Source organism: Nocardia sp. MDA0666 (assembly GCF_003023875.1).
Lineage (GTDB): Bacteria > Actinomycetota > Actinomycetes > Mycobacteriales > Mycobacteriaceae > Nocardia > Nocardia aobensis.
In genome coordinates, this window is sequence record NZ_PYHT01000007.1 from 193,904 (window position 1) to 210,375 (window position 16,472).

Genomic DNA, 16,472 nt, shown 5'->3' on the forward strand with positions numbered 1-16,472 from the left:
TCACTCCGCCTCGATCACCCGCACCTCGCCCTCGGCGGCATCGGTCGCCTCGCCCGGCACGGTGAACCAGTGGCTGACCTCGCCCTCGGCCAGGTCGCCGGCGATATCGCCGCTGGGCAGGACGGAGAGGGCGCCCGCGGTCGCGGAGGTCAGGAATTCCGCCAGCGCTGCCGGGCCCGCCGTCGCCGTGGTGTACGTGGTCGACTCGTAGTCGATCTCGTGCTCGGCGCGCACGGCGTCGGCATGCTCGAGGGCCTGCTCCTGGGTCAGCGTGCGCAGGGTGCCGTCGGCCGCCCGCACCACGAAGGCCGGATGGTCGTCCTGCAGGACCCGGACCCGGTCGGCGTAGGACACCGGATGTGCCTGCGCCGCATCGATTTCCGCCCGCACCTTCGGATCGGTCGGGACCAGCCAGCGCACCGACTTGGCCGCCGGTTCCAGCGCGATACCCCAGCCGGCGCCCGCGGCGACGATGTCGCCGAAGGACAGGCCGTCGGCGAACAGCGCCGCGGCGCCGGCCTTCTGGATCGCCCACAGCGCCACCACGGCATCCACCGAATGCGGCAGCGCCACCGCGACGATGTCACCCGGTCCGACGCCACGCCCGATCAGGACCCGGGCCAGCTTCGACGACCGCGAATCCACCTCGTGATAGGCGATTTCGGCGTCGCCGGACAGCAGCGCGGGAGCCTGCGGATCCTCCTCGACCACATCGCCGAGGGCCTTGGCCACCGTACGGCTGCCGACCCGGCCGGGCTCGGCGACCGGTTCGGCGGTCACCGCGGCGCCGGCCAGAATGCGCGCCCGCTCCTCGGCGTCGAGGATGTCGATATCGCCGACCGCGGCCGTCGGATCGCCGATCAGCGCGTCCAGCACCCGGCCCAGTCGCTCGGCGAGGGTGTGCACCTCCTCGGCGGTGAACCGGCTGGTGAGGTACTTCCAGGTCACCTCGATCGTCGATTCGGCGGTCACCAGCAGCGTCAGCGGGTAGTGGGTCGCGTCGTTGGTGCCGACACCGGTCACCGACATGCCGTCGATCGAGCTCGCCGCGGCGATCGCGTCGGTATCCATCGGATACGACTCGAACACCAGCAGCGTGTCGAATTGTGCTCCGGCACCGGCGATCCGCTGGATATCGGTGAGGCCGACGTAGTGGTGGTCGAGCAGATCGGCCTGATCGCGCTGCAGGCGCTGCAGCAGCTCACCGACCGACAGGCGGTCGTCCACACCCACCCGCACGGGCAGCGTGTTGATGAACAGGCCGACCATCGATTCCACCCCGGTCAGCTCCGGCGGGCGGCCGGAGACCGTCGCGCCGAACACCACGTCGTCGCGGCCGGTGAGCCGGCCGAGCAGAATGCCCCACGCGGCCTGCACCAGCGTGTTCACCGTGACCCCGACCTCGGCGGCGTACTTGGTGATCCGGCGCGTGCGGTCCTCGTCGACCTCGGCGACGAACTTCTCGATCTCGTAGTGCTCGGGTCCGCGCGCGGGCGGTGCGAGCTGGGTCGGCTCGTCCGCACCGGCCAGTGCCCGCGACCAGGTGCGCAGCGATTCCTCGCGGTCGCGCCCGGCCAGCCAGCTCAGGAAGTTCCGGTACGAGGACACCCGCGGCAGCGCGGCGGTATCACCGCGCACCGCGTAGAGCACCAGCAGATCCCGCATCAGCAGCGGCATCGACCAGCCGTCCACCAGGATGTGGTGGGTCGTGATGGCCAGATGGAACGTCTCGGCGTCGGTCCGATACAGCGTGAACCGCAGCAGCGGCCCCCGCGACATGTCGAAGTGCGTCGCCCGATCCTCTTCGAGCAGGCGCCTCAACTCCGGAATCCGCTGCGGCCGATCCAGATCCGTCAGATCGACGGTCCGCCACGGCACCTCGACCCGATCCGAGATCAGCTGTACCGCCCGGCCACCGGCATCGGTGACGAAGGAGGCGCGCAGGTTCGGATAGCGGTCCAGGATGGCCTGGCCGGCCGCCCGCAGCCGGTCCTCGTCGACCACGCCGCCCAGATCCACCACGGCCTGCATGGTGTAGACGTCCACGGTCTGCTGGGTCATCATCGCGTGGAACAGCAGACCCGACTGCAGCGGCGAGAGCGGCCAGACATCCGACAGACCCGGATCCTGCTGTTCCCACTCGTCGATCTCGGACTGCGCGACCTCGACCAGCGGCAGATCGGACGGCGTCAGACCGCCCGCCTCCGGCTGCCGGACGTGGTCGGCGAGCGCGGTCAGCGCCGCCACCCACAGATCGGCGAACTCCTGCACGCGCTGCTTGCCGAACAGCCCGGTCGGGAACGCGAAGGAGGCGGACAGCTGCGCGCCCTCGGGCCCGTCGGTGACGATCGCGTTGATGTCGATCGCGGCGTTGGCGGGCATATCCGGATCCATGTCGGCATCCAGCTGTCCCAGGTCCGCCACCGGCGCCCAGTCGAAACCGACCGGGCCCGAGGCGCTTTCGGCCGTCTCGGCGCCCGCACCGGTATCCGCGCGGCCCAGATAGTTGAAGCTGATCTGGGGTGCGGTGCCGGTCGCCAGTTCGGTTCCGGTCGCAGCATTCAGGTAGCGCAGCAGGCCGTATCCGATGCCCTTGTCCGGCACCGCGAGCAGCTGCTCCTTCACCGATTTCACGATGTCGCCCAGCGCTTTTCCACCGCGCAGGGCGGCCGCCACATCGGCGTGGCCCAGATCCAGCCGCACCGGATAGGCACTGGTGAACCAGCCGACCGTACGCGACAGATCGGCGCCCGGAACCACGCTCTCCTCACGGCCGTGACCCTCGAGCTTCACCAGCGCGGCACCGCCCGCGGATTCACCGCGCCACGTACTCACCGCCAGCGCGAGCGCCGACAGCAGGCCGTCGTTGACGCCGGCCCGGTACTTGTCCGGCACGCCGGTCAGCACCGCATCGGTCACCTCGGCCGGGAGCAGCACCTCGACCCGGTCGACGGTGGCGAAGGTGTCGACCGCCGGGTCGAACGCCCGCTCGCCCAGCACCGGATCCTCGGCCGCCGAAATCTGTTGCCAGAACGGCAGTTCCCCGGTCCGCGTGGCCGCGGCGTCGACCAGGGCGTGCGCCCAGCGGCGCATGGAGGTGCCGTTCGCCGGCAGCGTCACGGCCTGATCCGACTTCAGCTGCGACCAGGCCACCGCGAGATCCGGGATCAGGATGCGCCACGACACACCGTCGACCACGAAGTGGTGGGCGACGATCACGAGCACGTCCCGGCGACGCGGCGCGGCGTCGTCCTGCGCACCGGTGAAGGCGAACCACAGGAACTGCGTCATCACCGCGTTCGCCGGATCGAGGCGACCCAGCGCGGCGTCGTATTCGGCGCTCGCCCGGCGCGACAGTTCCGCCTCCGAGATGTCACCGGGCAACTCGACCCGATGCACGAGGGCGTCGACATCGATCGCGCCCTGCTCCAGCGCCTCGAACGTCCACCCGTCCGTGGCGTCCACGGGGGCGGATTCGTCGCGCCGCAACCTGGTTCGCAGCACATCGTGGTGATCGACGACCGCGGCGACGGTCGCGACCAGGGTCTCCCGGTCGGTGTCGTCGGGCAGTCGCAGCGCCATGGCCTGCGAGAACCGCTGATACGACGAGCCGGTGCCGAGGATCGAGGCCATGATCGGCGTCAGCGGGATCTCGCCGACACCGCCACCGGGCAGTTCGGCCAGCACCTGCTGTTCGGCCTCCCCCGCGCGGGTGGCGATCTCCGCCAGCGCGGCCACGCTGCGCCGCTCGAAGACCTGCCGCGGCGTGAACAGCACACCGCGCGCCTTGGCCCGCGAGACCAGCTGGATCGACAGGATCGAGTCACCGCCGAGCGCGAAGAACGAATCGTCGAGCCCGACCTGATCGACGCCCAGCACCTCGGCGAACACCTCGGCGATGGTCGCCTCGAGCGCACTGGTCGGTGCCCGGAATTCGCGCGGCGCCAGCTGGGGTTCCGGCAGCGCCTTGCGGTCGAGCTTGCCGACCGGGGTCAGCGGAATCTCGTCCAGGACCACGATCGCCGAGGGCACCATATGCGGCGGCAACACCGCGGCCACATGGTCGGTGACCGCCGCGGGATCGACCGCGCGCCCCGGCACGCCGAGCACGTAGGACACCAGAATCGTTGCACCGGCGGCGGTTTCGCGTCCGATGGTGATCGCGAATTCGACATCCGGATGCCGGCCGAGTACCGCGTCGATCTCACCGAGTTCGATGCGGAAGCCGCGGATCTTGACCTGGAAGTCGGTGCGGCCCACGTAATCGAGCTCCCACGGCACCTCCGGGCGGGCGATGTTGCCACCGCGCACATCCGGTTCGGCGTACCACCGCACCACGTCACCGGTGCGGTACATGCGGGTTCCGGGCGCACCCCACGGGTTGGCGACGAACCGCTCCGCGGTCAGCCCCGGCCGATGCTGGTAACCGCGGGCCACCGCGCCGCCGGACAGGAACAGCTCACCGGCCACGCCCGGCGGCACCGGGTTCATCCGGGCGTCGAGCACCAGCGCCGACATACCGTGCACCGGGGTGCCGATGGTGATGTGGTCACCCGGGAACAACCGCGCGTACGAGGAGATGATCGTCGTCTCGGTCGGACCGTAGGCGTTGAAGTACTTGCGTCCCGGCTGCCACTTGGCCAGCAGTTCCGGCGTGGTCACATCGCCACCCACCGACGTCACCAGCAACTGCTCCTGGTCGGCCGGATCCATCGTGCCCAGCACCGCGGGCGTGATGATGGTGTGGGTGACCTGCTCGGTGCGCAGCAGCTCCGCCAGTTCCGGACCACCGATGATCTGCGACGGCGTGATCACCAGGGTGGCGCCGATGTAGAACGCGCACACCCATTCCAGCACCGACGGGTCGAAGCTGGGCGAGCAGATGTGCAGGAACCGATGCTGCGGCTCCAGGCCGTACAGGCTCGTCGCCACATCGGCCAGGCCGCCGAGGCCGGCGTGGGTCACCGTGACGCCCTTGGGCTTACCGGTCGAACCCGAGGTGTAGATGACGTACGCGGGGTGTGCCATCTGCAACGGGGCGCGCCGGTCGGCATCGGTCACCGGCGCCGCCGACTGCGCGGCGCACAACTCGTCGGTCGCCGGATCGTCGAGGACCAGCCAGTCCACGTCGCCGGGCAGGTCGCCGACATACGCCGAACCGGTGATACCCAGCAGCGCACCGGAATCGGTGAGCATGTGGCGCACCCGATCCTCGGGGTAGTTCGGATCCACCGGCACGTGCGCGCCACCGGCCTTGGTGACGGCCAGCACGGCCAGCACCATCTCGTAGGACCGCGGGAACGAGACCGCGACCAGTTGCTCGGGTCCGACACCGCGTTCGATCAGCACCCGCGCCAGGCGCGAGGACCGGTCGTCGAGTTCGCCGTAGGTGATCGATTCACCGTTGTAGCGCACCGCGATTCGATCCCGGCCGAGCCGGACGCCGTGGCTCATCAGATCCGGCAGCAGGCCGGTGGCCATCACCTCGTCACCGTGGACGTGGGTGAGCAGCTCGTACTCGTCGGCGGCCAGCAGCGACAGATCGCCGACCGCGGTCTGCGGCTGCGCGACGATCGCCTCGAGCAGACGGGTGAACCGCTGCGCGAACACCTCCACCGTGGCCTCGTCGAAAAGGTCACGCGCATAGGAGAATTCGGCGTACATGCCGTTGCGGCCGTCGTCGGATTCCCGAACCGTCAGCGACAGGTCGAATTTCGCGGTGTCGACGTCGAAATCGAGTGCCGAGACGTGCAATCCGGGCAGTTCGAATGTGCTCTCGGGCAGGTTCTCGAACGACAGCGCCACCTGGAACAGCGGATGCCGCGCGGTGGAGCGTTCCGGATTGAGCAGTTCGACCAGCCGCTCGAACGGAATGTCGGCGTGCGCGAAGGCCTGCAGGTCCGCATCCTTGGCGTGACTCAGCAGCTCTCCGAAGGTCAGCTCACCGCGCACATGGGTCCGCAGCACCAGCGTGTTGACGAACATGCCGATCAGATCGTCGAGTTCGGCCTCGCCGCGGCCCGCGATCGGGGTGCCGATCGCGATGTCGTCGGTACCCGACATCCGCGCCAGGAACAGCGCGAGCGCGGTGTGCACGACCATGAACAGCGTCGCGTTCTGTTCGCGGGCGGTGCGCTGCAGCCCGTCGTAGAGCTCGTTGCCGATCGGGAACAGCACCCGGCCGCCCTGGAACGACTGCACGGTCGGCCGCGGGCGATCCGCGGGCAGGTTCAGCTCGTCCGGAATCCCGGCCAGCGCCTGCCGCCAGTAGTCGGCCTGGGCGCTGAGCAGGCTCTCCGGATCGTCCTCGGAGCCGAGCAGATCGCGCTGCCAGATGCTGAAGTCGGCGTACTGCACCGGCATCGGCGCCCACGCCGGTGCCGCACCCTCGGCGCGCGAGGCGTAGGCCACCATCAGATCCCGGGTCAGCGGGCCCATCGACCAGCCGTCGGCCGCGATGTGGTGCGCGACGAAGACCAGCACGAAGTCGGTGTCGGTGACCTGGAACAGGCGGATGTGGAACGGAATCTGCGCGGTCACGTCGAAACCGGTCGTCACCGCGGCGGCGACGGCCTCGACCACGCCGGATTCGTCGATCCGCACCGGCTCGAGATCGATCGCCACCTCCGCCGGCGACAGCACCCGCTGCACCGGACCGGCATCGGTCTCCGGATAGACCGTGCGCAGGATCTCGTGGCGTGCGATGAGGTCGGCGACCGCCTCACGCAGCGCGGACACATCGAGCGCGCCGGAGAGCCGGATCGCCACCGGGATGTTGTCCACCGACGAGGTGGTGTCGAACTGGTTGAGGAACCACATGCGGTTCTGCGCCAGCGACAGCGGGATGTGCACGGGGCGCGGTCCCGCGGTCAGCGGCGGGCGGCCACCGGCACCGGCCTGCTGTTCGACCTTGGCGGCCAGCCCGGCCACCGTCGAGGCTTCGAACAGCGCCCGCACCGGCACCCGGGTGTCGAGCAACGCACCGAGGCGCGCGGCGACCTGCGTGGCCAGCAGCGAGTTACCGCCGAGGGCGAAGAAGTCGTCGTCGGCGCCGACCCGCTCGACCGACAGCACGTCGGTGTAGACGGAAGCGACCGCCTCTTCGATCGGTGTCGAGGGCGCCCGGAAGGCGGTGGTCTCGAATTCCGGTTCGGGCAGCGCGCGCCGGTCGAGTTTGCCGTTGATGTTCAGCGGCAACGCGTCCAGTTCGACGAACGCCGAGGGCACCATGTACGACGGCAACGCCGCGTTCAGTGCCGACTTCACCGCGTCGATGTCGAGGCTCTGGCCGGCCGGCACCAGATAGGCGACCAGCCGGTCGCCGATGCGCGGATCCGACTTCGCGAGCACCGCGACCTGCGCGACCTCGTCCAGGCCGAGCAGCGCCGACTCGATCTCGCCGAGTTCGATGCGGAAGCCGCGGATCTTGACCTGGAAGTCGGTGCGGCCCTGATAGTCCAGCTCGCCCTGCGCATTCCAGCTCACCAGGTCACCGGTGCGGTACATCCGGGTGCCGGGCTCGAAGGGGTTGGCCACGAACCGGTCCGCGGTCAGATCCGGCCGCGCGAAGTAGCCGCGGGCCAGCTGCGCACCGGCCAGATACAGCTCACCGGCGACGCCGTCCGGAACCGGATGCAGGCGCGAATCCAGCACGTAGACCCGGCTGTTCCACTCCGGCGCACCGATCGACACCGACTGCTGTTCGTCCGCGGTGACGCGGTGGCTGGTGATCGAGACCGCGGCCTCGGTCGGGCCGTACAGGTTGAACAGTTCGCCGGCGTTGTCGCGGCGGAACCGCTGCGCGGTCGCACCCGGCAGCGCCTCACCGATCGCCAGCACCCGACGCAGCGAATTCGTCAGCGTCCCATCGGATTCGGTGAGCAGCGCGTCCAGCATCGAGGGCACCACGTGCAGCGTGGTGACCGCCTCGCGCGCCATCAGCTCGTTGAGGTAGGCCGGATCGCGGTGGCCGTCCGGCGCCGCGATCACCAGACGCCCGCCGGCCACGGCCGCGGACCAGAACTCCCAGACCGACAGGTCGAAGGTGGCAGCGGTCTTCAGCAGCACCGAATCCTCGGCGCCCAGGCCGAATTCGGCGATCTTCCACAGCAACTGGTTGACCACCGCGGCGTGCGGGACCGCCACACCCTTCGGCCGCCCGGTGGAACCGGAGGTGAAGATGACGTAGGCGGTGTGCTGCGGGAGCAGCGGCGCGACCCGCTCGGCGTCCTCGATCGGTGAATCGTCACCGGTGGTGTCGAGGTCGTCGACGCGGACCACGGGTGCGACCTCGGTCTCGAACGCGGCGTCGGCATCGGTGAGCACACACACCACGTCGGCGGTGTCGAGGATGTAGCCGGTGCGTTCGGCCGGCTGATCCGGATCCACCGGCACATAGGCGCCGCCGGCCACGGTCACCGCGTACATGGCGACCACCAGATCGACCGAGCGGCGCATCGCCAGCGCGACCCGCGACTCCGGTCCGACCCCGAGCGAAATCAGATGGCGGGCCAGCAGGTTCACCCGGCGGTCGAGTTCGGCGTAGGTCACCCGGGTGCCGTCGGCGCCGACCAGTGCGTCGCGCTCGGAGTGGGTGTCGACCGTCGCGTCCAGCAGCGAGGCCAGCGTCACCGACCGGTCCACCGGGTGATCGGTGGTATTGCGGGCGGAGACCAGCGCATCGCGTTCGGCGGCGGCGAGCAGATCGATATCGCCGACCGCGGTGCGCGGTTCGGCCACGATCGCGCCCAGCATCCGCACGAAGCGATCCACGAAGCCCGCCACCGTCTCGTGGTCGAACAGGTCGGTCGCGTAGGTGAAGAATCCGGTGATGCCTTCGGGCGCACCGGTGTCGCTGTAGCGGTCGGTGGCGATCAGGTGCAGGTCGAACTGCGAGAGCTGGGTGTCGAAGTCCAGTCCGCTGACCCGCAGACCCGGCAGTTCCAGCGTGGCCTGGGCCAGGTTCTGGAACGACAGGCCCACCTGGAACAGCGGATGCCGCGCCGTGGAGCGCACCGGGTTGAGCACCTCGACCAGCCGCTCGAACGGCACGTCGGCGTTGGCGAAGGCCTGGATGTCGATATCGCGCTGACGCCCCAGCAGTTCGGTGAAGCCGGCCCCGGCGTCGACCTGGGTGCGGAACACCAGCGTGTTGACGAACATACCGATCAGGTCGTCGAGTACGGCCTCACCGCGACCGGCCATCGGCGTGCCGATGGCGATGTCGTCGGAACCCGACAGCCGCGACAGCAGGACCGCCAGCGCGGTGTGCACGACCATGAACAGCGTCGCGCCCTCGGTGCGGGCCAGGTCGATCAACCCGCGATGCAGTTCGGCATCGATGCGCATCTCGACCTTGCCGCCGGCGAAACTCTGCACGGCCGGACGCGGGCGATCCGCCGGCAGATCGAGCTGATCGGGCAGTTCGGCCAGCGCCTGCTTCCAGTACGCGACCTGCTTGGAGGCCAGCGAATCCGGATCGTCCTCGCTGCCCAGCAGTTCGCGCTGCCAGATGCTGTAGTCGGCGTACTGGACCGCCAACGGCGCCCAGTTCGGCGCCAGCGCGGCCGCGCGGGCCGCGTAGGCGGTCATCAGATCGCGGGTCAGCGGGCCCACCGACGAACCGTCGCCGGAGATGTGGTGCACGACCATCGCGAGCACGTATTCGCCTGCGCCACTCGCGGTTTCGGTGTCGCTGCCGGAGCGGACCTCGAACAGCGCGACCCGCACCGGCACCTCGGTGGTGACGTCGAAGCTGGTATTGATCAGCGCGACCACCTCGGACTCCACCGCGGCGGCGTCGACCACGCGCAGTTCGAGCTCCGGAATCGCCTGGGCCGCGGGCAGGATCACCTGCACCGGGCCCTGGTCGGTCTGCGGGTACACGGTCCGCAGGATCTCGTGGCGCGCCACCAGATCCGCCATCGCGGCCCGCAGCGCCGAGACGTCCAGCACACCGCTCAGCCGCACCGCGATCGGCACGTTGTAGGCGGCCGAAGCGGTGTCGAAGCGGTTGAGGAACCACATCCGCTGCTGCGCCAGCGACAGCGGGATCCGCGGCGGGCGCGGTGCGGCGGTCAGCGCGCGGCGACCGCCGGCGTCGGCGTGGTGCTCGACCCGGGTGGCGAGCGCGGCGACGGTGGAGGCCTCGAACAGCAGGCGCACCGGCACCCGGGTGTTCAGCGCCTCGCCCAGACGCGCGGCGACCTGCGTGGCGAGCAGCGAGTTACCGCCCCACGCGAAGAAGTCGTCGTCGCGGCCCATCGTGCCGGATTCCTTGCGCAGCACATCGGCGAAGGTGTTGGCCACGATCTGCTCGATCGGGGTCACCGGCGCGCGGAAGACGGCCTTCTCGAAGACCGGTTCGGGCAGGGCGGCGCGGTCCAGTTTGCCGTTGGCGTTCAGCGGCAGCGCGTCCAGCTGCATGAACACCGACGGCACCATGTAGGACGGCAGCTGTTCGGCCAGTGCGGCCTGCAATGCCTGCTTGTCCAGCTCGGCGGTGCCGACCACATAGGCGACCAGGCGATCGCCCAGATTCGGATCCGCGTGCGCGACAACGGCGGTCGCGGTGACGACCGGCTGCCGCAGCAGCACCGCCTCGATCTCGCCGAGTTCGATGCGGAAGCCGCGGATCTTCACCTGGAAGTCGGTGCGGCCCCGGTAGTCCAGTTCACCGCGCTCGGTCCAGGCCACCAGGTCACCGGTGCGGTACATCCGCGTGCCCGGCGCCCCGAACGGATCGGCGACGAACCGGTCCGCGGTCAGATCCGCGCGACCGAAGTAGCCGCGCGCGAGCTGCGCACCGGCCAGGTACAGCTCACCCGGCACACCCACCGGAACGGGCCGCAGCCGCGAATCCAGCACGTACGCCCGGCTGTTCCACTCCGGCGCACCGATCGACACCGACTGCCGGTCGGCGGTGGTGACGCGATGGCTGGTGATCGAGACCGCGGCCTCGGTCGGGCCGTACAGGTTGAACAGTGCGGCCCCGGCGGTCTGCAGGAAGCGCTGCGCGGTCGCGGCCGGCAGCGCCTCACCGATGGCGAGCACCCGCTTCAGCGACGAGCTGAGCATGCCTTCGCTCTCGGTGAGCAGGGCGTCCAGCATCGACGGCACCACGTGCAGTGTGGTGACGGCGGTGCCGAGCATCAGATCGTTGAGGTAGGCCGGATCGCGATGGCCCTCGGGCGCGGCCACCACCAGGCGGCCACCGCAGGCGGCGGCGGTCCAGAACTCCCACACCGACAGGTCGAAGGTGGCCGCGGTCTTGAGCAGCACCGAATCCCCGGCGCCGAGGCCGAATTCGGCGATCTCCCAGCGCAACTGGTTGACGATGGCGCCGTGCGACACCACCACGCCCTTGGGGCGGCCGGTGGAACCGGAGGTGAAGATCACGTACGCGGCATTGCCTGCGGTGAGTTCACGCAACCGCTCCCCCGCGGTGATCGGCGCCGCCGAGTAACCGGAGAGCTCGAGCCCGTCGAGTTCGATCACCGGACGCTGCGGGGTCCAGCGCAGCGCGCTCTCCTCGTCGTCGCCGGTGGTGGCCGCGACGACGGCGGAGGTGGTCAGCACACAGGCGGGGGCCGCCGTCTCGAGGATGTAGTCGATGCGTTCGGCGGGCTGGCCCGGATCGATCGGCACGTAGGCCGCACCGGTCTTGGCCACCGCGTACATCGCGACGATCAGCTCCACCGAGCGGCCCAGTGCCAGCGCCACCCGATCCTCGGTGCCGATCCCGCATTCGACGAGGTAGCGCGCCAAGCGGTTCACCCGCGCGTCGAGGTCGCCGTAGGTCAGCACCTGCTGCGCCGTTCCGGTGGCCTCGGTGTCGACCACCAGCGCGACCGCGGTCGGATCGGCGGCGACCGTGTCATCGAGCAGCGACACCAGCGTCGCCTCGGTGTCGATCGGATGGGCGGTCTCGTTCCACTGCCGCAGGATCCGCTCGTTCTCGGCCGGATCCAGCAGGTCGATATCACCGACCGGGCCGGACACGTCCGCGATCACCGCATCGAGCACACGGACGAACCGGTCCGCGAAGCCCTGCACCGTCGACTCGTCGAAAAGGTCTATGGCATAGCCGAATTCGGTGATGATCTCGGCCGGTGAACCGTCCTCGGCGTAGCGGTCGTAGAGCGTCACGTGCAGATCGGTCTTGGCCAGCTGGGAATCGAAATTCACCGCGCTCACCGAGAGACCGGGCAGTTCCAGGGCGGTCTCGGCCAGGTTCTGGAACGACAGACCCACCTGGAACAGCGGGTTGCGCGCCGTGGACCGCACCGGGTTGAGCACCTCGACCAGCCGCTCGAACGGCACGTCGGCGTTGGTGAAGGCCTCGAGGTCGCGCTCGCGCACATCGGCGAGCAGCTCGGCGAAGCTCGCGTTGCCGTCGATGCGGGTGCGGAACACCAGCGTGTTGACGAACATGCCGATCAGATCGTCGAGTTCGCGCTCACCACGTCCGGCGATCGGGGTGCCCACGGCGATGTCGCCGGTCCCCGAGAGCCGCGAGAGCAGGACGGCCAGCGCCGCGTGCACGACCATGAACAGCGAGGCGTTGTTCGCGCGCGCCAGCTCGTGCAGGCGGGCGTGGCGCTGCGGGTCGATCTCGAAGCGAATCGCCTTGCCCTGGAACGACTGGGCCGGCGGACGCGGACGGTCGGTCGGCAGTTCCAGCTGATCCGGCAGCCCGTCGAGAGCCGCGGTCCAGTAGGCCACCTGCTGGGCGGCCAGCGATTCCGGATCTTCCTCGGATCCGAGCACCTCGCGCTGCCACAGCGCGTAATCGGCGTACTGCACCGGCAGCGGCGTCCACTGCGGCGCCTCACCCTGGACGCGTGCGGCGTAGGCCGCCATCAGATCACGGGCCAGCGGTCCCATCGAGGAACCGTCGGCGGCGACATGGTGGACGGTGAACGCGAGGACGTGCTCCTCGGCCGACTGGTCCCCGCCGGTGATCCGGAACAGCGCGACCTTCAGCGGCACCTCGGCGGTGACGTCGAAGGTGGTCATCGCGAATTCGATGATGCGGTCCAGCAATTCGGACTCGTCGACCGCCACCGGCTCGAGCGGGGGCGCGGTTTCGGTCGCGGGCAGGATCACCTGGTGCGGGCCGTCCGCCGAACGCGGGTAGGTGGTTCGCAGCACCTCGTGGCGGGCCAGCACGTCACCGAGCGCGCGTTCCATGGCCGCGACGTCGAGCGCACCCGACAGCCGCACCGCGAGTGGAATGTTGTCCACCGCGGAGGTGGTGGTGTCGAACTGGTTGAGGAACCAGTAGCGCTGCTGCGCCGGCGAGAGCGGAATCCGTTGCGGCCGTTGCCCGGCCACCAGCTTCGGCCGGGTCCGGCCGGTTCCGGCGCCCTGCTCCAGGCGCGCGGCCAGGGCGGCGACGGTCGACGCCTCGAACAGATCGCGCACCGCCAGCTGAGTGTCGAGCGCGGCGCCCAGGCGTGCGGTCACCTGGGTGGCGATCAGCGAGTTGCCGCCCAGTTCGAAGAAGTCGTCGTCGAGACCTACTCGGGTCACGCCCAGCACATCGCTGAACGTGCCGGCCACGATCTCCTCGATCGGGGTGGCCGGGGCGCGGAACTGCCGGGCCTCGAACACCGGCGCCGGCAGCGCCTTGCGGTCCAGCTTGCCGGAGGCGTTGAGCGGGAACGCGTCCAGCACCACGAAGGCCGAGGGCACCATGTAGCCGGGCAGCGCCTCGCCGAGTTCGGTACGCACCGCGTCGGGGTCGACGATGGCGCCGGTCGCGGGCACCACGTAGGCGACCAGCTGATCGCCGAGCCGGTCGTCGGAGCGCACGACCACCACGGCCTGCGCGACGGCGTCGACCGCCACCAGTGCCGATTCGATCTCGCCGAGCTCGATGCGCAGACCGCGCAACTTCACCTGGAAGTCGGTGCGGCCCAGGTATTCCAGTTCGCCGGAGGAGTTCCAGCGCACCAGGTCACCGGTGCGGTACATCCGCTCGCCCTCGGCTGCGCCCATCCCCCCGGACCCGCCCCCGAAGGGGTTGGCAACGAACCGATCCGAGGTCAGATCGGCACGCGCGACATATCCGCGCGCCAGCTGGTCACCGGCCAGGTACAGCTCGCCCGCGACGCCGGTGGCGACCGGGTGCAACCGCGAATCCAGCACGTAGACACGGGTGTTCCACACCGGGCGGCCGATCGGCACCGCGACGGTGTCGGCCTCGGTCACCTCGTGATAGGTGACGTCGACCGCGGCCTCGGTCGGGCCGTAGAGGTTGTGCAGCCGGGCGCCGGTCAGTTCGATCAGGCGCTGGGCGGTAACCGCGGGCAATGCCTCACCGGAGGCGAACACCCGGCGCAACGTCGTGCAGTCGGCGCCGGAGGCGTCCAGCGCGGCGACGAAGACCGACAGCATCGACGGCACGAAGTGCACGGTGGTGATGCGCTCGGCGTCGATCAGCTCCGCCAGATAGGCCGGATCGCGGTGGCCGTCGGGCTTGGCGACGACCAGGCGCGCGCCGACCTGCAAGGGCCAGAAGAATTCCCACACCGACACGTCGAAGGTGGCGGGCGTCTTCTGCAGCACGACGTCGTCGAGGTAGAGGTCGTACTCGTCCTGCATCCAGGCCAGGCGGTTCACGATCGCGGCATGGCTGACGGCCACACCCTTCGGCCGCCCGGTAGAACCGGAGGTGAAGATCACGTAGGCGGTGTGCGCGGGCCGCAGCGGCGCGATGCGGTCGGCATCGGCCACCGGGTCGTCGGCGTACTCCGACAGCTCCAGGCCGTCGATCGCCAGGACCGGCACGTCCGGCCGCGCCGCGAGCGGGCTGTCCGCGGTGGTCAGCACGCAGACCGGATTCGCGGTCGCCAGTACGTATTCGGTGCGCTCGGCCGGGTGGTCGGGGTCCAGCGGCACATAGCCACCACCGGCGACGGTCACCGCGTACATGCCGATGACCAGTTCCAGCGAACGCCGCATATGCAGCGCCACCAGCGAATCCGGGCCCACGCCCTGCTCGATCAGGTGGCGAGCGAGCCGGTTCACCCGCGCCGCCAGCTCGCCGTAGGACAGAGTTGTCCCCTCGAACGTGAGCGCCGGTTCGTCGGGATCGCGTTCGACCTGCCTGTCGAACATCGAGGCCAGTGTCAGCGCGACGGTACCGGCCGCCCGGCCGAGCACGACGCGGTCGACGTCGTACGCGGTGGCGTTCCAGTTGTCCACGATGGTGCGGCGTTCGACGGCGTCGAGCAGGTCGATATCGCCGAGCGCGGCGGCCGGATCCGCGGTCACCGCGTCCAGCATCCGGACCAGGCGATCGGCGAAGGCCGCAACGGTCCGGGCATCGAACATGTCGGTGGCGTAGGCCAATTCGGCCGACATCCCCTCCGCGGAACCGTCGGCGGCGAAGCGCTCCGTGAGGTTCAGGTGCAGATCGAATTTCGCGGTCAGGACATCCAGCGGCAGGCCGCCGACCTCGAGATCCGGCAGCGCGAACGAGGCCTCACCGGTGTTCTGGAACGACAGCATCACCTGGAACAGCGGATGCCGCGCCTGCGATCGCGCCGGATTCAGAATCTCCACCAGCCGCTCGAACGGCAGATCCGCGTGTCCGAAGGCGGCGAGATCGGATTCCTTGGTGCGCGCGAGCAATTCGGTGAACGACATCGCCGGATCGACACTGCTGCGCAGCACCAGCGTGTTGACGAACATGCCGATGGCGTCGTCCAGCGCGGCCTCGCCACGGCCCGCGACGGCGGTGCCGATGGCCAGATCGTCACTGCCGGACAACCGCGCCAGCAGCGCCGCGAAGGCCGCGTGCGTGACCATGAACAGGCTGGCGCCGTGGGAGCGGGCCAGCGCATTGAGCCGGCGCACCAGCCCGGCGTCGAGCGAGAACTCGTGCACGCCACCGCGATACGTGGCGACCGCGGGACGCGGACGGTCGGCGGGCAGATCCAGCTGCTCGGGCAGACCCGCCAGATGCTGCGACCAGTACGACACCTGCTGGGCGATCAGCGATTCCGGATCGTCCTCGGAACCGAGCGTTTCCCGTTGCCACAGGGCGTAATCGGCGTACTGCACCGGCAGCGGCGCCCAGCCCGGCGCGGCGCCCTGCGAGCGCGCCGCGTAGGCGAGCATCACATCGCGGGCCAGCGGCCGCACCGACCAGCCGTCACCGGAGATGTGGTGGACGACGAACACCAGCACGTAGTCCGGCGCCGGCTCGCCCGCGCCGTTGCCGCTCGCATGCTCGACGCGGAACAGCTTGGCGCGCACCGGAACCGCAGCGGTGACGTCGAAGCCGGTGAGGACCAGCTCGCGCACCCGCTGGGGCAGTTGCGCCTCGGTCACCGGTTCGGCGTCCAGTTCCACCGCGTCGCGGTCGGCGGGCAGGATCACCTGCACGCCCTGGCCTTCGGAGGTTTCCGGGTAGACCGTGCGCAGCACCTCGTGGCGTTCGATCACATCCGCGACGGCCTCGC

Annotated in this window: 1 protein-coding gene (cut by a window edge); it reads right to left on the minus strand. The window is 69.9% G+C overall.

The window, feature by feature from the left end:
• Positions 1-16,472: the 3' end of a non-ribosomal peptide synthetase gene (locus C8258_RS13520; protein WP_106955514.1), read on the minus strand. The gene runs 27,457 nt beyond the window's last position; the window shows 16,472 of its 43,929 coding nt (coding positions 27,458-43,929); its start codon lies off the right edge, out of view — the gene reads right to left on this strand; it ends in the stop codon at positions 1-3.